This is a genomic window from Streptomyces sp. DS1-CR2 (assembly GCF_055760475.1).
On record NZ_CM147085.1, the window covers coordinates 5,867,427 to 5,889,980 of the forward strand.

A 22,554-nucleotide genomic window follows, 5' to 3' on the forward strand; every position below is an offset into this window, starting at 1 on the left:
GCCGCGCGCATGCCGGGACGGCGTCTGACGAGGTGGAACCGGTGAAGGCTGCGCGACACGACCGGGCCGTCACTGAATGGCATCCCCTGCCGCGAGCCGGTGATCCTCAGAGCGAGGCGGCCCTTGTCGAGAAGTACGGGGTATCGCGTGGCACGGTTCGTCGCGCCGTGTGTGAGCTGGAGGCCGCCGGCCACGTCGAGGCGCGACACGGGGTTGGCCGGTTCGTCAGCTCTCCTTCCTGAACTCCCCATCGCCTCGGAGGAATTGGTCAATACGGCTGGGGCATCGACGCGGAGCGTCGCCAACCGATCGAGTACGACTGACCCGACCGCGCATCGCTACCCCAGGCCCCTGGACCTGTCCGGGAGCCTTCGCCATTCCTCGACACACACGTCCGTAGATACACGAAGACCCCGTCTTCAGCGAATGCGCTGATGGCGGGGTCTTTGGGCACCTCATACAAGGTGCCCCCGGCAGGATTCGAACCTGCGCACACGGCTCCGGAGGGCACGACTAAGCGGGCGGGAAGTTCCCCCTTGACCTGCACTGATCGCGCTGCGTGATCCACAACGAGGGGAACTCACTCGCCACTCACTCGGAGGGTGACGAGAGCACGACGACGCACTCAGGTCTTGACGGGCGCTACGGCTCCCGCATCGGTTCCTCGCTCGATGTGGTGCGGTCGTGCGCCAGCCCCGGGGCGTTGGCGTCTCGGGCTGGCGCACGACCGCCATAGGGCTGATGGCACGAGTCATGCGGTGCCCGCCTCTGACGGTTTGGCAGTTCTGACTTCGCCAAGGATGTAGCGCACAGCAACGTCGAGTTATACATTCAGTTAGGGGTTGTTTCCTTGAGGGTGAGCACTGGGGGAGAAGTGGCAAGCACCAATGCAAAGTGCGCCAACGAAGTTTCTCAACTTCGCGTCTCGAAAGTGACAGCGGAAAGCTTTAGAGGGGTACCGGGGCGAATCGAGGTCTCCTTTCTGCACGCCAATGGAAGGTCGAGTTCTGCGCTTATTTTTGGCGATAACGGATCGGGTAAATCTTCCATAGTCGATGCTGTTGAGTGGGCGTGCCAGAACGCGGTAGGTCGGAACAAGTCGGTAAAGGGTAATGCTGCCCCTTCTCTTGCCAATCTGGCGGCAGGTGGAGCTAAATGCGCAGTTGAGGTTGAGCTGTCTAATGGAAGTTCCGTTCGACGTTGGGCCACGTTCAACCAGGACGGTACGCAGGTATTCGGAGGTAAGATCCTAAGGGATTTCGCTCGAATTCCGATGAGCCTGAAGCGGGCTGACATTCTGCGCTTTCTCGATACGCCCGCCATTAAACGCGGCTCCATTTTCATCGATCACGCTCTAGGGGAAGATATTTCGACAGTTCCGTCGCTGACAACGGATCAGCAGGCGGTAATCGATGAGCGGCATGAAGCTAAGCGTTTGATGAGAGAAGCCGCTACCGATCTGGCCAAGCTGATTGGAGTTGAGCCGCCGCCACGAGATGCGAATGACATCGCGGAGATGATCGCTGTAGACGTCTACAAAGGGATCCCTGTGGTAGACAGAATTAAGGTCTCTCTGCCTCGGGCTGTCCAAGAGAAAGTCCAAGAAGTTGATAGGCGTAAGCGGCAGGTCTATGAGTTGAATCAACGGGCCAAACGACTCCGGCTGCCGAGTAGTGCCACTACGGAACGATTGCTGGCTATGCAATCTCTGCTGAGTGGGGTTGGTGACTGGTTGACCTCTGCCTTTCTGGCAGTGACGGGAGCCCCTCACGTTCGGCGGGTAGAGCCAGTTTTTGGCGAACTTAGCGATGTTTCGCTAGAAATCGGCGTGACGCTAGAAGGGCGAGTTGCTACGACGCCACAGAAGGTATTCAGTGAGGGGTATCAAGACCTGATAGCCCTTCTGTACTTTCTTGCTGTAGCGCGGGCCGCTGGCCAGCAGGGCCAGGCAAGGGTGCTAATTCTCGACGATGTGCTACAGAGCGTTGATGCGAATATCAGGGTCGCCTTGATGGAATTGGTGGTGCGAGAGTTTAAGGAGTGGCAGTTGCTCGTAACTGTCCACGATCGACTATGGCGAACTCAACTTCGAGATATCTTCCAGCGCACCGGTCATCCTCTTGTTGAGATCGAAATCAAGAATTGGAACTTCGGCGATGGCCCCAATCTATCGTCGGCTGGTGGTTTAGACCCTGCGGACTCGTTGTGGTCAGCATTAGAGTCGTCGGACCCATTTGTGGTTTGTGGTATTGCGGGGCGACTTCTTGAGCAGATCTGTGATCGCCTCAGCTGGACAATCCCCATCAGCGTCAAACGTAAACGTGGGGACGCCTATACGTTGGCCGACATGTGGCCTGGAATTATGAAGGAGCTCAAACGCACTTCAAGCGCCGAACTTTTGGTGAAAGTGGATACCTGGGCTCATCTTCGGAATGCTGCCGGAGCGCACTATAATGAGTGGGCCGAAGGGATCACATGGGCTGAGGCTGAGGCTTTCGGATACGCGGTCCTAGAACTGTACGAAGCGGTTCACTGCGAGTCTTGCAAACAGTGGGTTGCCCGGGCAGGAAGCAAGCGGTTCGCATGTCGCTGCTCAGCTGTGAGCATCGAGTCTGTGTCGTAGCCTTAGTTATCCTTTCTCTAACGTGAGACAGCTGATTTCTGCTGTGCGTGGTACGAGCGCCGGCACGTGCCGAGGCAGGCAGACGCAGCGGCGCAGGCCGCAGAAGCGCGGTGGGGAGCGGCAGTTCTACAGGAAGCTCACGGGCGGCATCATTCTCGGAGTCGCCTTGCCGCTCTCTGGAAATTCGGCAAAATCGACTGAACGATGGGCTGATACCTGACGGGCAGTGCCGGGTCGTCTGTGCCTCAGCCGACGACAGTCAGCCACGGCGGAGGGTCAGTCGACGAATCACGCACGCATGTGCCTCGCTGCACCCCACCGGCCTCAGCCACGCTTTCCGGCTACTGCTTCGCGCAACACGCGACGGCTGGCGGATGGCGACGGCGGGGAACCCTCAGCTTTGGTGCTCTAGCGCAGACCGTGCTGAACGATGGCGCTTGGCGGATTCCTGGTGTGCCGACCGCCATTCCCCCGTGATTCGCCGTAGGTTCTGGCACGCACCCGGCACGTCTGCACGGATGCGTGCGACGGCCCAGCCTGCGTCAGGCGATGTGGGGCAGTCTTAGGATGATGGTTAAGTGGATATACCGATGAGCCCGACAGCTTGGGCGCAGACTATCAATACCGGGCATAGCTGCTCCGCTATGCAAGCCTTTCCGCATGGATCTGACTACTGAGCAGCAGACAGTTGTGGTTGAGGAAACGAAGCAAGTGGCTGCGATGATTCAAGCAAAGTACACGAGCCTTGGCCAAATTGGAGCTCTCGCACTCGTGGTCGTAACTGCGGTCGCGGGCATTGCCAAAACCGGTGGCGTAGGTCCAATTTTCCTCGCGGCCCCACCAATGCTGTGTATTGCTTTGGCGACTATGACGCACTTCTACGCGGACGCATTGGCCCTAGGAGTGTACCTAGAAAAGCTACAGTCTGGGCTCAATGAGAAGCTGCCGGACGAAGTCAAGCTCGAGTACAACAAGCTCCTGCATCGTCGTAGATATCTAGGGCTTATTCCAATTCAAGGGACGTTCTTGCTCCTCATTTGTGCCACCTATATTGCGGCCGGCGAGATCGCGTATAATTTGACGCGCCATGGGGTAGCGGCTCAAGTGTTTTACTGGGCAAGTGTCGTGCTGGGTTCTGCGTGTCTGATCCTGGCTGCAGTCGATGCACTGCGTTCCGAAAGGGTAGCAGCGAAACTAATTGGGATTCCCAATGAGCAAGTAGCAGGATCAGGTGGGCCGCTGGGCTTGCGCTAGGGGAGGCCACGCACATCAGGTGTCGAGAAAATCCCATTCTTCGCCAAGTGCCCAGCGCAGAGCCGAAAGCTTCCCGTGCATGAAACCCCATTCCCAATCACTTACAGGGCGGAGCTCATCTTCTCCGTATTTAGCCTCGATGCGCTCTCTCGCTGAGGCAATTGTCTGCCTCAGTGATTCTGATAGTTCTGGATCTATCTGCCCATCTTCGGTATCCCTCATTAGGCTTCGCCCATACCAAATCTTGTCGAAGTACTCCTGTTCGGCGGCAAGGATGTCAGACAGGGATCTAGTCGCAGACGCATTTTGAATGAAATCAACTTCCTCTGCCTCATCGAGGTAGTCACTCCCTAGCTTTTCACCCAGGATTGCGATGAGCCCGTTGACGTCGTACACGTAGTGAGAGTTCTCGCCGTTGAAGATTTCTGCAATGTCTGGATGTGGCTGTCGGCGGTCGCCTTTGGGGGCGGAGAAGTCGGTGTAGTTTGAGGTTGCGAAAACGTAATTATCCTGCGAGCTGCCGCCCCTAACGGCAGACGCGTATTGTTCAATAATCAACGCGTCTGCGATGCTATTCTTGCTCTCTAGGTGTAGTGGCGCCTCCCTTCCCAGGCCCCGCTTTACGGTTGCCGCGTATTCGGAATCACCCGGCAGCAATACTGTTCCGGATTGCAGCAAATCGGAGATCTCTGAAAAGTTTTGGAGAGAACGCGTGCTGACGTGCGGTATCTGATGAGCCATCTCCGCGATCCACTGCTGAGCTGCATCATCCCCGTAATCCTGTAGATCCTGACGCAGAAGCCTGAAACGCTCGCGCACACTGCTCGACGCAGCCGCCTCTGCGCGAGGTCGATTTCGTTCAAATTCTTCCGAAATTACGGAAGGAATCAGGATGTCCAGCTTCTTTTGGAAGAATAGAACCCTCAGGGGGACGATGATCTGTTGGCCGTCCCGGCGTTTCGCGATGTTCAGCCAAACCGACGTGTCAATGAGCAGACGCAGCATAGGGGGATGGTACGGAGACCCTGGAGCTTCGGTGGTGGATTTTGGTAAGATCGCAACGGATCTTGTGTCCTTGGCGCGTGGTAGCTGGTAGCAGTTGGACACGTAAACTGAGATCGGCGAAACGGCTTTGGGGTGGCGCTGCTTTGGCGCGAGGGATCTGGCCCCCCGTAAGCTTGCAGCGCGTCGGCCAGTCTGTGGACCTGCCCGGTAAGGCACGACGTTGGGGCCATGATCTGCGAGGCTCGCGCCAAAGTGGCTCCGTAAAGCCCCGGAGCCGACTGCCCCACCACGACGTGCCCCTTCTCTGTCATCAGGCCGCTGATTGCTGTGCGCGCGGTGGGCGCCGGCCGGGGGCGAGACGCCTTGATGAAGTAGAGAAAGTTCTATCGCGTTGGTGTCAGATGCTTGCTGTCGTGGCTCCGGCACGTGGGGCCAGTGCCATCGAGGGCGTTCAGGAGACTCCCCAAGCGGGACCCGGAGCAGCAGCCAGGCAGATAGACACGCACGCGGTAACCAGTGAGGCGTCTACCGAATCGGGTAAGCCCCCACCTCGCCTGGTGTTTCAGCTGCCAGGGTGGCGGGATTTGAACTCACGACCTCTTCGTCCCGAATAACGTGCGGAGAGATGGCTGACCGGGGGCGTTACATATACATGCAGGTCAGAGCCTTGGTGTGACTTGGTGCGCGTAGGCGTCGTGCGGCATGGCTTTCTTGATCCACTCCCCGCTCACTCCCCGGGGTGTGAGCCTTGAGCACAGTTCGACACCTGCTGGATGCGCTGTCGCTGGTGGTCCCTGTGGAGACCGGGCGCATCACGAGTTGTCCGATCTTGGTCCACCGGCTTCCACAGGCATCCACCACGAGAACGAAACACCTGGTCAGTGTTGATGTCGGACGACCATGGACGAAGGTGAACCACCCCAGATTCCCCGTCAACTGAGACCACAACTGAGACTGAGGAATCTTGAGACCGCTGGCTCCTCCAGGGAGCGTGCCCGGCCTCATCATCGGCGATCGTGTCAGCGACGAAGTCCCCGACTCCAGGCAACTCTCGCCGCCGCTCAGCCGATACTGACCCGACATGGGGAACGCGTACGCTCCGTGCTGGAGAGCGAGACGTCCAGCCGGCCTGCAGAGGGGACTGAGATGGGGGCACGCAGTAGGCCGTCGGGCAGAGGAAAGTCGACGGTCACCGTTGGCCACGAGAGTCGGCGGGTCCTGCGGTGACGGACTTCACTTTCGAGGCGATAGGGACCGGATCCGTCGCCGCCCACCACATCGGGACAGCGATCACCGGCCCGGTCACCGTTCTGACGGCCGAGTTGCTGAACTCAGCGCGCGATGTCCAGGCACCTGCCGGACTCACCAACCTGCCGCCGCTCCCTTTGTGTCGCGGCCGCACAAGCGAGCTGGGCTGGCTGCGCAGCACGCTTGAGCAGCGGGCCGCCGGGACTGCCGTCGTCCAAGGCCTCGGCGGCGTCGGCAAGAGCACCCTCGCGCTTGCGTATGCCCACAGACACCGACGCGACTACACCGTGATGTGGTGGATTGCCGCCGCATCACCCGACCACATCGAGCAATCGCTCGCCGACCTCGCTCGGCGGCTGATCCCCGTGTGGGCCGGCAGCGCTTCTACCGAAGAGCGCGCCGCCTGGGCGATGTTGTGGCTGCAGTGGCATCCGGGATGGCTGCTGATCTTCGACAACGTTGAGGTTCCGGCCGATCTGCAGCCCTACGTCAGCACGTCTAACGGCCACGTCATCGCCACGAGCCGACGGTCAGCTAGCTGGCCGACCTCCGTCGCAACGCTGGCCCTCGACGTACTCGACCTGGCTGCAGCGAGTGAACTCCTCTGTAGCCAGGTGCTCGGCGCGACTTCGCCGACCCACCGTCAGATGCAGGAGACCCGGGCCCTCTCAGCCGACCTGGGGCAGCTTCCCATCGCCCTGATGCAGGCTGGCGCCTACCTCGCGCAGAACCCGACGATCAGCATCGAACGTTACCGCCGAAGGCTGATAGGCGCGTTGGACAAGGCTCCCGAAGGTGTAGACCCAGAGCGCACCGTCGCCCGGATCTGGCGCCAGACGATTAGCACTCTCACGGAGCGCAACCCCCTGGCAGTCCGCGTCCTGTCCACACTGGCGTGGCTGGCCCCCGACGACATCCCAGTTGGACTGCTGACCCCTATCACCGACGATAGCGACGACCTTCACGAAGCCCTTGGGGTGCTTGCTGTCTACTGCATGGTCTCCCTCACTCAGGACTCGGTGAGCATCCACCGCCTCGTCCAGACCACGCTCCGGAACCAGCCGCCCATCGGTGACAGCGCGCCAACCGGCAGGCTAGAGGCCGAACGGCTGCTGAGCGCTGCGGTCGGCCCCCTGGGAGAACCGCCCGACTCTGGCCGGTCCCCCGCCTGGGATCGGCTGCTCCCGCACCTCGTCGCGCTCGCTGCCACCACTCCTGACGGGCACGCTGACACCTTTCCCGCCGGACGGTACGCGAGCGCTGCACTCTATCTCCAGGGCCTCGGTGATGACGCCCGCGCCGTTCCGCTGCTCACGGCGGCCCTCGCCCGCTGCGAAGCGCTCGCTGGCGCCGAGCACGAACTCACCATGAAGGTCCGTTCGAACCTGGGCCACGCCTACCACGGAGCTAGGGACTTCGAACGGTCCATCGCCATCCTCGAACCGTTGGTCGCCCAGTGCGCGCAGGTACTCGGCGACTCGCACCCGGGGACGCTGACTGTCGCCTTCAACCTTGCCAACTCGTACTGTGACTACGGCGATCCGGCCCGTGCCATCACACTTCACGAGGAGACGTTGTCCCGGCGTAGGCACACACTCGGCAACGATCACCCCGACACTCTCGTCAGCTGCGAGGAACTGGCCCGCGCCTACCATGCATCCGGCGACTTGGATCGTGCTGTCTCTCTGCATGAGGCCACACTGACGCAGTACCAGCGACTCCTAGGACCAACCCACCCTGCCACGCTGTCCAGCCAGCAAGGTCTAGCGGCGGTCTACCTCGCTTCAGGCGACCTGTCCCGCGCCATTCCGATGTACACCGCCGTCTTCGCACAACGGCAGCAGGCGCTCGGCGACAGCGATCCCGAAACCATCACCAGCCGGAACAACCTTGCCTCTGCCTATCTGACCGCCGGACGCCCTGACCTGGCAGCACAACACCTCGAGACGGCCCTGGCCCGATGCGAGGAGGTGTACGGCGAGGCGCACCCAGAGACCATGGTCGTCCGTGCGAACCTCGGCTGCGCCTACCGAGACGCTGGAGACTCCACCCGTTCGCTTCCATTGCTGGAGACCGCGGCCGCGCAGAGCGCCCACCTCCTCGGCGACGCTCATCCCCAGACCTTGACCACCAGGAACGGGCTGGCGCGGGCATACCAGGCCGCTGGCCACGATGGACGGGCGATCGCCCAGTACGACACCATCCTCAAGCACCGTGCCGCGCTGCTCGGCGAGACCCACCCCCATACCATCGCCACCCGAAGCGGCCTCGCGAATGCGCACCTCGCGACGGGCGACCCTGATCGCGCCGTTCCGCTGTTCGAAACCGTCGTCGCCCAGTGCGAGCAGGTCTTCGGCGAGTCCCACCCGGACACCCTGTCCAACTACATCGGCCTGGCCGACGCACTACGCCAGACGGACAATCCGGCACGGGCCGTGCCTCTCTCTGAGTCAACGCTGGAGCGGTGCGTCCGTTCGCTCGGCGAGGACCACCCGCACACCATGGTGTGTCGGAGCAACCTGGCCCTCGCACACCTCACAGTTGGCGACGCTCCGCGCGCCGTCCAGCTCCTCGAAGCCGCTGTGTGCAACGCCAGCCTCATCTTCGGCGACACACACCCGCACACGGTCACCAGCCGGATAAACCTGGCCGTCGCTCACATGGAGTCCGACAATGCGGCAGAGGCAGTCGCCGTCCTGGAAGACGTCCGCGCCCAGCTGGAGGCCGAACTCGGCCGCGTCCACCCGCAAACACTTCACTGCACCGCCATGCTGGCCCGCGCCCTCGGCGGGTCCGGCGGCCTCACCCGGGCGACCGAACTGCTGGAACACAGCGTTGCGCTCGCCGAGAAGGAACTCGGCGTCACCCACCCGGACACAGTCAAGCAACGGCAGTACCTGGCTGAGATCTACCGGGCCAACGACCGACCCGACTTGGCTGTGCCGCTGTACGAAGCCAACCTCACTCACTGGCAGCAGACCCTCGGCGACCACCCGAATGTCCTGAGCGCCCAACTCACCCTGGCGGACACCCACCAGGAAGCCGGCGCACACCAAAAAGCGATCGCCGTCTATCGCGTAGCCCTTGGCCGGATCGAGCCCACCCTGGGCCCGGAGAACCCGCTCGTCGCACAGATCCGCGCAAGGATCGACGCAGCCGAGAACGCCACTTCGAGGTCTGACCGTTAGCACTCCATTGAAGCTCCCCGTTTCCCTGGTCAGCGATCTGCCAGTCGGGAGCGTAGCCAGGCGGCGCCAGGGCGGGAAGGTGTTCGCTTGGCTCGCGTGGAGTGAAGCCGGTCGACGGTCCGCGAATGCATAGTTGCCGCGTGCGCGCTGGCTGAGCGGCTTAGTCTGATGCCCTGCGTCAGTCAACAACGGGATTTCAGGGGTGGGTTGTGGGAGCGGAGATCGTGCAGTTTCTGGAGCAGGCAGGGCCGTATCTAAGTGCGGCCCTGGGTGCCTATGGCGCGGGGGTGCTGGCCCGAGCTGAGGACGCTGCGGTGGGAGCCACGGCGAACGCAGGGCGCAGCATCTTGCACGCGGTCTGGCGACGCCGGAGCCCGGCCGAACGTCCCGAGCTGGAGGCGGCGGTGCGCGAGGCTGCCGAGGAGCCGGAGGACACCGATGCTGCAGCCGCGCTGCGTCAGCAGATCAAGCGGACGCTAAGGGAGAATCCGCAGCTGCTTGCCGAACTGGCCGCCCAACTTCCCCCGGCCGGTGCGGTGACGATCACCGCGTCCGGTGAACGGTCTATCGCCGCACAGACAATCGGCACGGCCGTCACCGGAGACAACACAACGATCCGTCCGTGACCCCACCCCCATCCCGAACTCGGCGCCGGTCCCACCGCCTCGGGTCACCAGCCCGTGGCAGCGAACCGAATCGAAGCTGCCACCTGCTACTGAACTGTCGCGGTGTCGACGTTGGACATCATTGAGCGCCCTTCCACGGCCCGGGAGGGCGCTCGTGCGTGAACACCGCACTAGGAGTTGTCGGACCTTGGTCCGGGGGCGTCCGCGGTGGTCCGCTTTATGGCTTCCACTGCAGCTCAGAGGTGCCATCGCACCAGAGCGGACGCCTGCAGACGGCCCTGGATTGAGGCGCGGATGAGACCGCAATTTGACGCCTACGCTGGCGCTCCGCATGCCCCCTTGGCTCGGAAGGAACTTGAGTAGGCCCTCGACCTTGCGCTGGTGGTCAGGCGCGGCGCCACGCTTCGAAGAATCGCTCGCGGTCCTGTGGCGTTTCGAACTGCCGACGGCCGGCCAGTCTGACGCGCCAAGCGCTCATTTCTGCGTCCCTTAGCCACAGCTCGCCCCCGTATCGGCCGCTGACGCCGATAGTGCCGTTGTCGAGTGCCGAGCCGATGACCTCTGCCACGGCTGTGCGCTGCGATGGCGTCAGCTCCTCCAAGAAGTCCAAGACGTGGCCAGCGATGCCCCCCTCGTTGCCGTCATGGATGCGATCGAAGAAAGGGCCGCCCATGTTCGCAGGGTCGATGGTCCAGGCTGCATTGCCTCCGGCGTCGCGGATGCGCTCCCAGAACCTTTTCCCTTCTGTGGCTCCCGGCAACGGGAGCGCCGCGAACAGGTCGATCAGGTGACCGTTGGCGGCCTGGTTGTACGCGGTGTCGCAGGTTGTAGCAGCGGCGATCCTGGCGACGTGGCTGACAGTGAGGCCGTCCTCCGGCCAGTCGAGCGGGGTATTGAGATTGTGGGTGAGGTGGTGTTCCAACTCGTCGTACTCGTCAGGCTGTTCGCTGCTGCTGACACGCCGGTTCACGATCACGTTGCCCCCGGGGCTGCGGTCCGACACTCGGACCTGCCAGCATGCCAGCGCCGCAGGTCCTCGGGGTGGGTGGTTTCGGTCGACCTGGTACCCCACCGTCAGAGCGTGCCTCGGCCGAGCGACTGCTTCGTCCCCAAGAAGCTTGGGATGCTCGCCACCTCGGGCCGATGCGCTCATCACCCGCGCTGATGGTCTGCTGACGTCCACAGTTGATCGCAACTGTGCGTCGCCGTTGTCCCGCAGTTGGACACTCACCCCACAGCTCCGATCGCGCGCCACGCGTACGGCCACGATGGCGTGGAATCGACCTCAGCCCGACAGCGGTATTTTTCCAGCGAGCAGCACATGAAGAGCCTTGCCCGTGATTTGAGTAACTCGGTCACCACTTCTGACCGGTATCGAAAAAACATTACCCTTTCCCAGTTCAGAGAGTCCCGACCCTTCAACGATGAAAGGCTTTGCTGAGTCACTCTGGGGTGGAACGTAGACACATACGACATGACCAGAATCAATAGGAGTAGCGCAGATAAGTAGACCCGCAATGGGAGGGTGGGTGTGACTTTGGAGAATTGCTTGCATCGCTTCCTCTGTTCGGCGAGAAAACGAGATTGGTGACACTTTGCGAATCGTGTCACCCTGCCCAGAGTTCTTGGTGTAGAACCCGTAAATCAGCACTCCGCCGACTCGCGAGTTAGCGAATTGAGTAATATCCTTCGCGAGCGTGAACTTTCCGGACGCCTTGCTGATGTCTGGCAGTTGGGACTTGACTTCTAGCCATTCATTCTCTTTGAGGCCAATGAACTTCCACACGTCTCCTTCCTGCAGGGTAGCTAGCGCAGACGCAGCTGAGGCCGGTTGCAATTCAGGGACTCTCAACGTGCTTCGATGTATATATGTTGCGATATCAAGCAGCTCGGACATTTGAGCCGTTGCTCCCTCAATTGGCCTGCACGTGAGCTCACATGTCCCAGTTCCATCAATATTCGTATCCGCCTTAACCATGATTAGGCCGTTTCGGCGAAGATGCTCGGCAGCGTGGGCTAGCGCATCTTTCTCTGCGGCTTGATGAAAGGCGACCATCATGTATACGTCCGTATTTGACCCCTTAGAGTAGACGGCAACTTCGGGCGGCGTTTCGCTGTCTTCCCAGTTACTTAGGATCGTCTTTTTCTCGAGTAAAACGGAAGCTTCCTGGGTTAGTTGGTATGCGGGGACGTCGGGACTCTCCCCGCGGTTCCATGAAATCTCGACATCCCCGAAGGAGAACCTGCACTTTAGTACGCCGCCGGAACTCAGGGTCAGTTCCCACTCTTCGTGGTGCTTTCGATTTTCGCAGTCGACACTCCCGATAAGAGGCATAGCGGGCATGGTTGCACAGCGGAGCGATAGCTGTTGCTCATTTACGATGCCCGGGGCATGTAAGTTCCTGGCCCGACACTCAGCTCGAGCCATCACGCACCTCACAGCTCCCATCCCGCACCCCTGTGAACCCGCGGTCGGGGACGGCGCCCCGTCCATCTCGGTGCTGGCCGATCCCCCGCCGGAGGCGTTGGGTCTTGCCCCTTGCCGACTGACGCGGGTTCCTCTTCTTCGCCCCAGCACGTAGCGCGTCGCCGGGCGCGGCCAGCCGGGGCGCCGTGCGCGGGCCTTGCCAGACGCTTGCTGCCGTGGCTCCGCACGTGGGGCTGGCGCCATCGAGGGCGTTCACGAGCCCGATCTAGGTGAGGAGGTCCTGAGCTTGACCTACGGTGCGGCATTCCAAAGGCATCGTGGGACCCTGGTAGTCAGCTATGGCGACGCGAAAGGAGATGAAGTGTCGGAGGCCAGTCCGCGCGGAACTTACCTGGTCATCTCCGAGGCGCTGCGGAAGGGCATCGCGGAGGGCGAGACCGTTGACGCTCTGCCGTCGGAGGCCGACCTCATGCGCTCACACGGCGTCTCGCGGAACACGATCCGTCGAGCCCTCAAGGTTCTCGAAGCGGAGGGCGTACTGGAATCGGCGCCCGGGATCGGCTGGCGTGTTGCCCGCGGCGACCGGCGGACCCTGGTCGAGCGAATGACGGACGTCATTACGGAGGACGCTTTGGCTCTGGGCGACACGTACCCGTCAGAGGCGAAGCTCTGCGAGCGCTTCGGGGTCTCCCGGACAGCTGTACGTCGTGCTCTTGCCCAAATGGAGGGAAGCGGCTTGCTCGACACCGTCCACGGCAAAGGGCGCACGGTTCGCACCCTCCCGTCCACCAGTGTCCGGCCGTAGCCTTGGTCACCATGGGACTGACCGAGTGGGCGTACTCGCTCTCCGAATCGCTGCTGTCCGAATCGCTGCCGCGCCGATGGGCGCACTCGCTCGGTGTCGCCAAGCGCGCTCGCTCCTTGAGCCCGATCCTTGGTGGCGATGCAGAGCTGTTGGAAGCGGCTGCGGTGCTGCATGACATCGGGTACTCGCCGGCCATTGCTGCGACTGGCTTTCATCCGCTGGACGGAGCACGCTTCCTCCGGGAACAGGAGAGTGCGGACGATCGGGTCGTTTGCCTGGTAGCTCACCACTCATGCGCGTTGCTGGAAGCAGAGGAGCGCGGACTGAGGAGGGACCTGGAGACCGAGTTCGAGCTGGAGCGCTCCGAGCTGGTTGATGCCCTGCTCTACTGCGACATGACGACGACACCGGACGGGACGCCGACCACGCCGACCGATCGGCTGGACGAGATCGTGCAGCGGTACGGACCGGACACGATCGTGGGCCGGTTCATCCAACGCGCGGCGCCTGAGATCCAGGCGGCGTCGACTCGCGTCGAGGATCGGCTGGCGAAGGTCGAGGCCGGCGGCTAGCCGAGGTAGGGCTCACGCCGCGAGGCGTCCAGACCGTGCCGAATGCGCAGCATCATCGAGGGATGAATGTCCAGCGCGTCAAGGTCCGTTGGGGCGACCCAGCGGACCTCTTTCGACTCGCTGCTCGTGCGTAGGGAGCCCCCGACCGGGTGGGCCCGGAAGCAGATGGAGAACTGTTGCCGGACCTCTCCGTCGTCGTACGCCAGCACGTGCTCAGGGTCGGTGTAGAGGCCGACGATGTCGTCCACCTCTACGTCCATACCTGTCTCTTCCCGGACTTCCCGGACGGCGGTCTCCGCGATTCGCTCGCCAATGTCGTGGCCCCCGCCTGGCAAAGCCCACAGATCGTTGTCCGTCTTGTGGATGAGCAGCAACCGCCCCGCGTCGTCTCGGACGACGACGGTCACGGAGGGGACGACGGAGTTGGCCTTAGGGGCCTTCGGGTCGCGAAAGTAGTCGATCCGGCTCATCAGCGCGTGCCTTCCCAATCGGCGGGCGAAGAGATCGGGCGGGCAGATTCCCAGACCTTCTCAACGCTCTCAGCGTAGGCGTCGAAGAGTTCGCCCCCAGGCACCCGGCGTAGATGTAGGACGGGCGCCATGTAGGCGCCGACGCCGTAGAGATGTCCGTTCGCCAGCATCTCGTCATCGGCTTGGTAGATGGAGTTGTAGAGGGTCGTGCCGTGCAGTCGGAACTCCACCCCAGGGAGGCCGAAGAGGGGGCCGTAGTTGACCAGGGCGTTCCGGATCTTGCCCGCCATCGTGGCACCGATGCCTTCATCTTCGCCACGTACGGCGACGGCGTGGGACGTCGGCTCTCCCAGCATGAAGCGGATGGGCACGCCGTCGGCTGACTTCTCCTTCACGATGCGGTGGAACGTCGCGTCCTCCGTGAGCCAGAACCCTGAGTACACCAAGAGGTCAAACTGACGGGCCGCTTTGGAGTAGAGGCTCGTCCAGAGGGTTTGCATCACGACGGACCGATGCGGATAGAGCCGGACCAACTCCGCGTTGCCGGCAGCTGTGACCTCGGCTGATGTGCGTTCGTCGGGCCAGAGGTAGGAGACCTCGCACCTCAACAGCGATGCAGCTGCGTGCTGGAAGCGGCGGTATGGCTTGCGCTCGGGCTCGTTGATCCACCGTTCGACGGTCTTGGGTGCGACCCCGAGGCGTTCCCCGACCTCATCGAGCGTGAGGCCCAAGTCCACTATCGCGCCGCGCAGTCGCTCGTTGGCCACGTCCAACCTCCGCCTAGCTGGGACGACTTGGTACGACTTCACGCTAGCCAAGAACGACCCGAGTCGTACAGCTGCGAAGTCGAGCGTCGGCGTCACTGGCGCCAATCTTTAGGTACATCGAGCACGAGGGGCTCGCGGGGCCAAAGAGCCGAAGGGCTTGACGGGGCGAACTCCTCTCTGCAAGATGAGGAACACGTAATACATGTACCGCATGAGGCGCCCGGAGAGATCCCGCGTGAGTGGGCTCCCTCGAAGGAAGCGTTCGTTGCTTGAGAACTGAACAGGGTTACGAGGTTGCCGCCTCCTACGTAAAGGCGGCCAGCGCGGCTCAGGTCCGCGCGTTTCTCAACGTCGCCGCCGCATGTCAGCGGCGGCCGGTTGCCTCCGCCGCTCGTGTCATTCGAGCGGCGCTGAGGGGAGCCGGATTCACCGACTTCAACGGCGTGCGGCCCCGGTGTTCGAGCACCGGGGCCGCTGTTCGGGCCGTTGCCTACTGCTAGGGAGACACGACCCATGAAGTTCATCGTTGCTGTTCAGGAGCTCGTTACCGATGGCCTGCCCGACGCGGAACCGTCCTGGCGGGACCTTCACGCCATTGAGCTGGAAAGTCCGCTGATCAATGCGGAGATGGACTTGCTGGACGTCCAGATCAGCCTGTTGGACCGGTCGGCGTCGGAGCTGGGCCGGCGTCGTCTGCGTCGGGCCGCGAACAAGGTGTTGGCCGCACGCCGCACGGTCGCCAACCGTCTCGGGGCGGGGGAAGCCGCATGACCGGCACTCCCGTGGCGATGTCGCCGCGCAAGCTGACCCGTGGCCAGGCGTTTGTGCTGACCGCGGCGTTCGCACCGATGCTGGCCACCGGAGGGTTCGGTGCGATCGGCACGTTCTCCAACATCAGCCACATGTACGGCAAGGGCACCGCGGCCGGTGCGGTAGCGGCCGGTGAGGGCGCCACCGCGGTCCTCGCGCTGGTTCTGCTCGGTCTGACGATGCTGGGCCAGGCGTCCCCGTGGCCGGTGCGCGCCGGACTGTGGGCGCTGCCGGCGGCCGCATCGGCGATGTCCGCGATGGCCGCCCCGGATGCGGGCCGCATGGTTATCTACGCGCTGACCCCGATGGGCATGTCCGTGTCCGCCGAGGGCGCCGCGTTCCTGGCCCGCCGCATCGTCGTCCACCGCGATGGCCGCGACCCTGAAGCCGAACGCAAGACGGCTCAGCTTGTTCAGGCCCTCGCCTATCACCGGGCCCGTGCCGCCAACCACCCGGACGCCAAGGTCCAGGCGGAGTCGGAGCGCGAGTCGTGGAAGCTCGCGGAGAAGGTCGGCGTCGGTGACGTCACGCTCGGGGCCCGGCTGGTGGACGTGCAGCGCGAGCGCGTGACCGAGGGCGCGGATGCCGCGCTGGCCGCCATGTTCGGCACACCCGTCACGCCGACCGTCACACCCCTCGAATCCGCCCCCGCGACTGCACCTGCCCTGCCCCCCTCGAACACCGCCCGGGACGGGGAAGACACGCAGGTCAATGCCCTGTCTGTCGACGTGCCGAGTGGGTGTGACGACGGGCGTGACGCTGCCGTGACGCCGGACGCCGAACCGTCCGCCGAGGACGGGGAGCGGGCGCGGGATGAGGAGGTCCGTCTCCCGGCCGTGACGCTCGCGGACGTGGCATTGGTCGCGGGTGTGACGGTCCCCGAGCCGGGGGCCACGCTCTCGCCTGGTCAGCTTGTCGTGGTGCTGCGGTTCCTGCGGCACGCGCAGAACCCGCCGCTGTCGTATCGGCAGGCCGCGACGGAGTTCCGCGGGCAGGGCTTCAAGGGCGCTGAGGACCGGGTGCGTGAAGCGTGGACCACGCTCATGGCCGCCGAAAGCACGTCGTGACCCTGCCAATTGGAGTTCACGCGGGTTCCTTCGTGCTGTGCCTACCGAGAAGAGTGCAAGTGGGGAGGTGGGAGCCCCTTTGCTGAGCTTCATCCGTACGTGCGAGTTGTCCGCAGTAACTGGCAGATTCTGCGAGTACGGCCAGTAACTTGCGATGCCATGCAGGATTCAGGAAGTCGCCGCCGTCTGACGCTGCTGACCGGGCAGCAAGAAGACGGAGACACACACGGCTCGGTCGAGGCGGAGGGCCGGGGCCTGGCCGACGTCCAGATGCTCCAACGGCGGGCTGCCGCACAGAGCGATGCCGTCGAGCACGAGCTCAATCGGAGGACGTGACCGGGGCCCGCAGGCCGAGCCACTGCTCGGCGTCCCAGGCCTCGAACCGCTCGACCTCGGTGAACCCCAGCTTCGCCGCGAGGCGCATCGAGCCGACGTTGGCGCTCTGAGTGTGGAGCACCACCGGCTCGCCGGGAAGGACACCGTCGAACCAGCCGAGTGCCGCCGCGCACGCCTCGGCGGCATACCCGAATCCCCACGCCCGCGGCAGAAACAGATAGCCGAGATCGACCTTCCCCGCGGCAGCCGGGCGACCATGCTCCGGCGCTCTCCTGAGCAGGATCTGGCCGATCATCGACCCGTCGAGATCAACGACGAAACTCCCAGGCCACCGCTCGGGCACCTCGGGTATCTCACGCTCAAGCTCGTCACGAGGGCGGGGGCCGCCGAGGTAGGTGTGCACCTCTGGCGACGCCAGCAGCTCGATGAACGCCGGACGGTCACGGGCCTCGGGCTCACGGAGCACGAGCCTCTCGGTCTTGATCGGGGCAGGGGGCCAGACGACGGATCCAAGATCAATCATGCCAGCCACCCAATCAGCAGGCTCGGCAGCGATCAAGAGCGTCACCAACTCGCTGGCCCCACCCGCCCAAACACGCCAACCAACAGCGGGTTCAGCCTCAGGCAGCTTTCAGATTCTGCGAACCCGCTGGTTTCCGTCTACCGCTGGCGCCTAGCCCCGGACGGCTGCGCCACGTACCGGCAACTGCGCGCCATGGGGCTGCGGCCCGGTGGTCAGGACGTCGCGGTGCAGATTGAGCGGCCCCGACGTAAGCGGGGCCCGTTGGTCGCCTACCTCTACAGCATCGACCGCGCCAAGTCGGTCCGCCCGATGACGCCGGCGAAGTGGGCGGCCCTGGCCAAGGCCAACGCCGCCCGCCGTATCTGCCCCGAATGCCGGCGCGACGCCGGATACGTCATCCCTACCTTGCTCGGCATGTGCGGCCTGTGTGCCGCTCCCGAGGAACAGCGCGTCGCCTGAAATCCCCTTCTCACCTGGGAGTTTCCGTCATGACCAAGCAACAGCGCCGCCGGATCATCTCGCTGCTCGAAATCGGCGTATCGCTCGCCGTCGGCGCGGCCATCAGCATCCGACTCGCCTCCTACGGCGTGCCGTTCTTCCTGCTCACCGCGTGCGCGCTGGGCACGGCCGGGTCTGTGCTGTCCGCGCTGCTGAACATCGAGCAGGCATGGACGGCCACCACGCACCGCTGCACGGTCCCGGGCTGCGACTTCCGGGTGCGGATCCAGCACTCGGACGCAGGCGAGAACCGGCGCTGGCAGGAGGTCGCCGCAGCTCACCCGACCCACACCACCGTCTGAGGAGGACTCGTGTCCGCATCCCAGCCGCAGGGCACGCACTTCTTCGTCCTGACCCTGAACAAGCCGGGTGACCTCATGGTCACGCAGGAAGGAACCTGCACCCCGCCGCCCGGAGCCACCCGCCAGGACATGTACCGGCTGCTCTACGACGCCGTGACGTCCCAGGACCCGGACCTGCCCGGCGCCGCAGTGAGCTTCTTCTCCCTGGAGCCGAACCGGCTCTGACCTGCTCTCACATCCGAGTCGGGCCCGGCCGCCCACCTTCCACAGTCTGCGGCCGGGCCCTTCTACTCCCGTAAGGAGTGGCACTCAGCATGACTGAACTCAGCACGGAACCGGTAGTCCACGAAGCTGCCCCGACGCCGCCTGTCCCGCCGCCCGACACGGCGTCCAACGAGCCTGCACCGGCCGAGGTCGACCACGCCGAGGGCGGTTGGCCGGTCGTTCCGCTCGCGCTGTCCGGGGCGAACTCGACCGTGAGCATGGTCGCTGCCGCAGGCCTGGCCGGTGGCCCGGTCGCGGCGATAGTCGCGGCGACGGGCGCCGCGGTGCTGGGCACCGTGGCGACCTACCGAAGCCGCAACCCCCGCCCCAACCAGGCCGCACGCAGGGCTGCGGCACGCAACGCCAGCCGCGCCGCCTCCCGTACGGGATCGGGGCGCAGTGCCGCTGGCGGCAGCTCCCGCGGATCCGGCCGGGCCGGTGGCGCGGGCCGACTGCCGAGCCAAAAGCGCGGCGCCTCGGGCGGGTCGAAGGGGCGTCACGGCGCGGGCAAGGGGCAGGGTCCGGCGTCGCTGAACAAGGCGGCCGGCCTGAAGAACGGCCGGGGCGCGGGCGGACTACTGAGCAAGACATCGCAGGTCAAGGCCCTACGCAAAGCCCAGAAGGAGGCTGGCGGTTCGCGCGGTGACAAGCGGGCGCAGTCCACGGCGGTCCGCCGCGCGGTCGCCGACGCCCGCCGCAACGCAAAGCACTCGCCCAAGAGCCCCGGCAAGGGGGCCGGTAGCGGCTCGCGCGCCGGTCTCGGCAAGGGCAAGGGGCGCGGGCCTGGTGGTCTGGCGGGTCGGATTCTGGGCGGTGCGGGCCGCAAGGCGCGTGCGGTGCGGGACGCGGCGATCGCCAAGAACCGGGCCCGGCGCGATGCCAAGGCTGGGAAGACGGTGGCGGGTCAGCGCGGCAACGTGCGTAAGGCTCCCGCCCGTCGGGCCGCCTGGCGGGCCCTGTGGCGCTCCTTGGCCCGCTTCCAGGGGCGGCGCGTGCTCGCCGCTCTGGCCGCCCTCCCCCTTGGCCTGCTGGGCCTGATCACGAGCCCGATCGGCCGGAAGCTCAACATTCCGTGGCTGATCCACCCCGGCCGGCGCCTGTACCGGCGCCTCGTCGGCGTCGCCCGTGAGCAGCGAGCGGAGCGGGACGAAGCCATCCGCGACGAGCTCGCGGAGCAGGAGGCCGCCGCGGACGCCGAAGCGGCACAGGACGGCAGCGAGGGCATCGCCGACAACGTCCAGCGGCCCACGACTCCGGTTCCCACCAGCACGAACACGACGGTCAGCGAAGGAGAGAGCGTGTCCGGTTTCCGGTTCGAAGAGGCCGCCTCCGAGATGGAGCAGGCCGCCAACGCCTACGACCCCGAGAACGCCATGGAGATCCTCGCCATGGTCGAGGGCCTCCCCGCCGCGCTCACGTCGGTGGCGAACGTGATGAAGATCCTTGCCGAGCGTTCCGACTCGGAGTTCCCGCTGGAGAAGGAGATCGCGGACGGCTTCAACGACATCTTCGGCGCCCTAATGAGCGCGGTCGCGGTCGCGGAGGACATGGGGCCGCTGTTCCGCAACGTCCACGCGCAAGACATTGCCCGTCACGAGGACCCCCGTAACGGCCCGCAGGCTGAGAAGGGTTGGAACGTCTGAGATGAGCAGCACCGCCACCGCTAAGAAGAAGCAGGAGAGCAGTGGTCCGGTGCTGGACTGGACTGCCGGTCACGGACCCGTGACCGGCGCTCTGTCCGCAACCACCGGAGCCCTTGCCATCGCCACGACCGGCGCCGCCACCGGCATGCCGCCCGCCTGGGCCCTCGCGGTCGGCGCCGCCGGCGCGGCCGGTCACACCGTCGCCGGGATGCGCGTCCGCAACGCCGGCCGCACCCTCGCCACGCGGGCCGCGTCCTGGATCGTCGGGGCAGGCTGGACCACCTGGGCCATGACCCACGGCCCCCTGACCTGGGCCGCCCTCGGATCCCTGGCCACCATCGGCGTCGGCATTGGCGCCGCCGCCCGCTCCACCGCCCTGTTCGAGGAGGCCCGCGAGGACGAGGCTCTCGCGGCGGCCGAGCGGCAGATCGCCCGTGAACTGTCCGCGGAGCGCCGGGCGATCGCCGCGGAATGGGTCGACCGCATCCAGCGCGTGTGCGGCATCACCGTCCGCATCCTGGGGGTCGAAATGTGGGAGACCCGTACTGGGTTCTCTCTGGATGCCGAACTCCCGCCCGGCGGCGCCACCTACAGCAAAATCGCTGCTGAGGCGGCCCGCCTGTCCGCCGATGCCCGGCTGCCGCACGGCTGCACCGCCGCCGCGTCCCCGGGCATCGACCAAGGCCGCGTCATCATCGACGTGACCACCGTCAACGTCCTCATGGAGGAGCGCACCTACCCCACCGACTACGGGCTGCTGTCCGTGCTGACCGGCATCCCGTGGGGCTACCGCACGAACGCGGAGCAGATCCTGGCGTTCCTGCGCGAGCAGTGCGCGCTCGTGGTCGGCCCGACCGGCTCGGGCAAGACGAACATGGTCCACGCGATCCTGGCCGGGTTCGCCCGCGCCGTCGACGTGCTCACCTTCGTCATTGACCTGAACGCGGGATCGGCAGGCCTGCCGTGGGTCCTGCCCGCACTCAACGGCAGCCTGAAGAGCGAGGACGGCAAGCCGGCGAGGCCCGGTATCGACTGGCTCGCCGGGACCTACGACGAAGCCATGCTCATGCTGGACGTGGCGGCGCGGATTGCCAAGGGGCGCAAGCGCGGCTACCAGGACCTGCTGTCGCAGGCCAACACCGATCTCCTGCCGATCAGTTCGAAGATCCCGCAGATCATGATCGTGATCGACGAGGGCGCGGAGATCCTCGCCAGCCCCGACCGGGCCATGCGCAAGCTCGCGGAGAAGATCCTGGAAGTCATCCGCATCGCCCGCGCCATGGGCGTGCGCACGGTCCTGACCGCCCTCGGAGCGACCGGCAGCGTGCTGGGCAACCTGATGATCCGCCGGGAAGCCAAGGTCCGCGTCGCGCTGACCGGCGGCGAGACGGAGGGCATGGACCTGTCCAAGATGTTCCCCGGCTCCCGCGGCCTGCGCGTGGACCAGGCCCCCCACAAGGGCGCCGGGTTCATGGGCACCCCCGAATCCCCAGCCGCGCTGTTCAAGGCGTGGCGGATCCTGCCCAACCAGATCCGCGACATCATCGCCGCCACCAGCGACCGACACCCGACCCTCGACCTCGTGTCCGCGAAGGCGGCCGGGCCCGAATACGCGCGCCGCTGGGACAGCTCCCGCACCGCATGGATGCAGGACCACCAGCCCGAACCCACCAGCACCGAGCAGGCACCGCCTGCGGCCGGGGCGGGACTGACGTTGTCGGCGCTGCGCGAGGAACCGCCTGCCGGGGAGTCGGAGGACGAGCTGATGCGCGCGTTCCGAGAGGAGATCGACGCTCAGTTCGGCACGGCACGCGAACCCGGAACCGACACGCAGGCCCCAGAGCCCGGTGGGCTGAACCTGTCCGCGCTGCGCGGCGAGTCGGAGCAGGACAGTCCCGCACAGCGGGCCGCGCTCGCCCTCCTCCTGGCCGCCGGCCACGAGGGGACCGGTGCATCCGCGATCGCCCGTGCGCTCGCTGGCGAGCACGGCACGACCCGGCAGACGGTCGTCGGCTGGCTCAAGGCATGGGCCGATGACGGCACCGCGGTGCGGATCGGAGAGGGCACCAAGGTCCGCTACGTCCACCGCCAGCACGCCCCCGAGCAGCCGCCCGAGGGCTAGTGC

General features: G+C 64.9%; 21 protein-coding genes. 15 read left to right on the top strand and 6 right to left on the bottom strand.

Features of this window, described 5'->3' with window-relative positions; all coding sequences use genetic code 11:
- Positions 1-41: 41 nt before the first annotated feature.
- From ACY0PA_RS28120 to ACY0PA_RS28130, 3 genes are all read left to right on the top strand, one after another.
- Positions 42-242: a GntR family transcriptional regulator gene (locus ACY0PA_RS28120; RefSeq protein WP_473080369.1), complete on the top strand. Its 201-nt coding sequence runs from the start codon at positions 42-44 to the stop codon at positions 240-242.
- A 632-nt stretch (positions 243-874) separates the two neighbouring features.
- On the top strand, positions 875-2,623 hold the full coding sequence (locus ACY0PA_RS28125; protein WP_473080370.1) for an AAA family ATPase: 1,749 nt from the start codon (positions 875-877) through the stop codon (positions 2,621-2,623).
- Between the two features lie 660 nt (positions 2,624-3,283).
- A complete protein-coding gene (locus ACY0PA_RS28130) occupies positions 3,284-3,877 on the top strand; it encodes a hypothetical protein (protein ID WP_473080371.1) in 594 nt (197 codons plus the stop codon).
- A 15-nt stretch (positions 3,878-3,892) separates the two neighbouring features.
- Here the strand turns inward: ACY0PA_RS28130 and ACY0PA_RS28135 are convergent, their stop codons facing one another.
- Positions 3,893-4,882 (bottom strand): PIN domain-containing protein, encoded by a 990-nt coding sequence (locus ACY0PA_RS28135; protein WP_473080372.1) that lies wholly within the window; start codon positions 4,880-4,882, stop codon positions 3,893-3,895.
- A gap of 1,223 nt (positions 4,883-6,105) precedes the next feature.
- Here ACY0PA_RS28135 and ACY0PA_RS28140 point away from each other — a divergent pair.
- Both ACY0PA_RS28140 and ACY0PA_RS28145 read left to right on the top strand, forming a co-directional pair.
- The gene (locus ACY0PA_RS28140; protein WP_473080373.1) at positions 6,106-9,318 is read left to right on the top strand and encodes a tetratricopeptide repeat protein; all 3,213 of its coding nucleotides are present in this window, start codon (positions 6,106-6,108) and stop codon (positions 9,316-9,318) included.
- Positions 9,319-9,542: 224 nt separating this feature from the next.
- Positions 9,543-9,944, top strand: a complete 402-nt coding sequence (locus tag ACY0PA_RS28145; protein ID WP_473080374.1) for a hypothetical protein — start codon at positions 9,543-9,545, stop codon at positions 9,942-9,944.
- A gap of 385 nt (positions 9,945-10,329) precedes the next feature.
- Here the strand turns inward: ACY0PA_RS28145 and ACY0PA_RS28150 are convergent, their stop codons facing one another.
- Together ACY0PA_RS28150 and ACY0PA_RS28155 are read right to left on the bottom strand one after the other, a co-directional pair.
- On the bottom strand, positions 10,330-10,920 hold the full coding sequence (locus ACY0PA_RS28150) for a hypothetical protein (RefSeq protein WP_473080375.1): 591 nt from the start codon (positions 10,918-10,920) through the stop codon (positions 10,330-10,332).
- A 309-nt stretch (positions 10,921-11,229) separates the two neighbouring features.
- Positions 11,230-12,279 (bottom strand): AlbA family DNA-binding domain-containing protein, encoded by a 1,050-nt coding sequence (locus ACY0PA_RS28155; RefSeq protein ID WP_473080376.1) that lies wholly within the window; start codon positions 12,277-12,279, stop codon positions 11,230-11,232.
- Positions 12,280-12,733: 454 nt separating this feature from the next.
- On the opposite strand from ACY0PA_RS28155, the gene ACY0PA_RS28160 reads away from it, so the two are divergent.
- Positions 12,734-13,177, top strand: a complete 444-nt coding sequence (locus ACY0PA_RS28160; protein WP_473086457.1) for a GntR family transcriptional regulator — start codon at positions 12,734-12,736, stop codon at positions 13,175-13,177.
- 11 nt (positions 13,178-13,188) lie between these two features.
- A complete protein-coding gene (locus ACY0PA_RS28165) occupies positions 13,189-13,749 on the top strand; it encodes an HD domain-containing protein (protein WP_473080377.1) in 561 nt (186 codons plus the stop codon).
- On the opposite strand, the gene ACY0PA_RS28170 is transcribed toward ACY0PA_RS28165, so the two are convergent.
- Together ACY0PA_RS28170 and ACY0PA_RS28175 are read right to left on the bottom strand one after the other, a co-directional pair.
- Positions 13,746-14,219 (bottom strand): NUDIX hydrolase, encoded by a 474-nt coding sequence (locus tag ACY0PA_RS28170; RefSeq protein ID WP_473080378.1) that lies wholly within the window; start codon positions 14,217-14,219, stop codon positions 13,746-13,748. The genes ACY0PA_RS28165 and ACY0PA_RS28170 overlap by 4 nt on opposite strands.
- A complete protein-coding gene (locus ACY0PA_RS28175) occupies positions 14,219-14,986 on the bottom strand; it encodes a helix-turn-helix domain-containing protein (protein WP_473086458.1) in 768 nt (255 codons plus the stop codon). Before ACY0PA_RS28175 ends, ACY0PA_RS28170 begins: the two co-directional genes overlap by 1 nt.
- Positions 14,987-15,499: 513 nt before the next feature.
- Here ACY0PA_RS28175 and ACY0PA_RS28180 point away from each other — a divergent pair.
- The 3 genes from ACY0PA_RS28180 (at position 15,500) to ACY0PA_RS28190 (ending at position 17,199) form a co-directional block, all read left to right on the top strand.
- A complete protein-coding gene (locus ACY0PA_RS28180) occupies positions 15,500-15,757 on the top strand; it encodes a DUF6284 family protein (RefSeq protein ID WP_473080379.1) in 258 nt (85 codons plus the stop codon).
- Positions 15,754-16,863, top strand: a complete 1,110-nt coding sequence (locus tag ACY0PA_RS28185; protein WP_473080380.1) for a hypothetical protein — start codon at positions 15,754-15,756, stop codon at positions 16,861-16,863. Before ACY0PA_RS28180 ends, ACY0PA_RS28185 begins: the two co-directional genes overlap by 4 nt.
- A gap of 159 nt (positions 16,864-17,022) precedes the next feature.
- Complete coding sequence (locus tag ACY0PA_RS28190; protein ID WP_473080381.1) at positions 17,023-17,199, top strand: hypothetical protein; 177 nt, start codon at positions 17,023-17,025, stop codon at positions 17,197-17,199.
- Here the strand turns inward: ACY0PA_RS28190 and ACY0PA_RS28195 are convergent.
- Positions 17,183-17,722 (bottom strand): GNAT family N-acetyltransferase, encoded by a 540-nt coding sequence (locus ACY0PA_RS28195; protein ID WP_473080382.1) that lies wholly within the window; start codon positions 17,720-17,722, stop codon positions 17,183-17,185. The two genes, ACY0PA_RS28190 and ACY0PA_RS28195, sit on opposite strands and share 17 nt — an antisense overlap.
- A gap of 126 nt (positions 17,723-17,848) precedes the next feature.
- Here ACY0PA_RS28195 and ACY0PA_RS28200 point away from each other — a divergent pair, with 126 nt between their 5' ends.
- From ACY0PA_RS28200 to ACY0PA_RS28220, 5 genes are all read left to right on the top strand, one after another.
- Positions 17,849-18,181, top strand: a complete 333-nt coding sequence (locus tag ACY0PA_RS28200; RefSeq protein WP_473086459.1) for an RRQRL motif-containing zinc-binding protein — start codon at positions 17,849-17,851, stop codon at positions 18,179-18,181.
- A gap of 29 nt (positions 18,182-18,210) precedes the next feature.
- On the top strand, positions 18,211-18,522 hold the full coding sequence (locus ACY0PA_RS28205) for a hypothetical protein (RefSeq protein WP_473080383.1): 312 nt from the start codon (positions 18,211-18,213) through the stop codon (positions 18,520-18,522).
- Positions 18,523-18,531: 9 nt separating this feature from the next.
- Positions 18,532-18,747 carry a hypothetical protein gene (locus tag ACY0PA_RS28210; protein ID WP_473080384.1) on the top strand — a complete coding sequence of 72 codons (216 nt, stop codon included), beginning with the start codon at positions 18,532-18,534 and terminating at the stop codon, positions 18,745-18,747.
- Positions 18,748-18,836: 89 nt separating this feature from the next.
- Positions 18,837-20,429, top strand: coding sequence for a hypothetical protein (locus ACY0PA_RS28215; RefSeq protein WP_473080385.1), 1,593 nt, complete (start codon positions 18,837-18,839; stop codon positions 20,427-20,429).
- A gap of 1 nt (position 20,430) precedes the next feature.
- Positions 20,431-22,551, top strand: a complete 2,121-nt coding sequence (locus ACY0PA_RS28220) for a hypothetical protein (RefSeq protein ID WP_473080386.1) — start codon at positions 20,431-20,433, stop codon at positions 22,549-22,551.
- Positions 22,552-22,554: the final 3 nt, after the last annotated feature.

Bases quoted from the DNA above. Each gene is read 5' to 3' on its own strand.
- ACY0PA_RS28130 (WP_473080371.1), top strand. From the start codon at position 3,284: ATGGATCTGACTACTGAGCAGCAGACAGTTGTGGTTGAGGAAACGAAG.
- ACY0PA_RS28135 (WP_473080372.1), bottom strand. From the start codon at position 4,882: ATGCTGCGTCTGCTCATTGACACGTCGGTTTGGCTGAACATCGCGAAA.
- ACY0PA_RS28155 (WP_473080376.1), bottom strand. From the start codon at position 12,279: ATGCCTCTTATCGGGAGTGTCGACTGCGAAAATCGAAAGCACCACGAA.
- ACY0PA_RS28165 (WP_473080377.1), top strand. From the start codon at position 13,189: ATGGGACTGACCGAGTGGGCGTACTCGCTCTCCGAATCGCTGCTGTCC.
- ACY0PA_RS28170 (WP_473080378.1), bottom strand. From the start codon at position 14,219: ATGAGCCGGATCGACTACTTTCGCGACCCGAAGGCCCCTAAGGCCAAC.
- ACY0PA_RS28180 (WP_473080379.1), top strand. From the start codon at position 15,500: ATGAAGTTCATCGTTGCTGTTCAGGAGCTCGTTACCGATGGCCTGCCC.
- ACY0PA_RS28185 (WP_473080380.1), top strand. From the start codon at position 15,754: ATGACCGGCACTCCCGTGGCGATGTCGCCGCGCAAGCTGACCCGTGGC.
- ACY0PA_RS28190 (WP_473080381.1), top strand. From the start codon at position 17,023: ATGCAGGATTCAGGAAGTCGCCGCCGTCTGACGCTGCTGACCGGGCAG.
- ACY0PA_RS28195 (WP_473080382.1), bottom strand. From the start codon at position 17,722: ATGATTGATCTTGGATCCGTCGTCTGGCCCCCTGCCCCGATCAAGACC.
- ACY0PA_RS28205 (WP_473080383.1), top strand. From the start codon at position 18,211: ATGACCAAGCAACAGCGCCGCCGGATCATCTCGCTGCTCGAAATCGGC.
- ACY0PA_RS28215 (WP_473080385.1), top strand. From the start codon at position 18,837: ATGACTGAACTCAGCACGGAACCGGTAGTCCACGAAGCTGCCCCGACG.
- ACY0PA_RS28220 (WP_473080386.1), top strand. From the start codon at position 20,431: ATGAGCAGCACCGCCACCGCTAAGAAGAAGCAGGAGAGCAGTGGTCCG.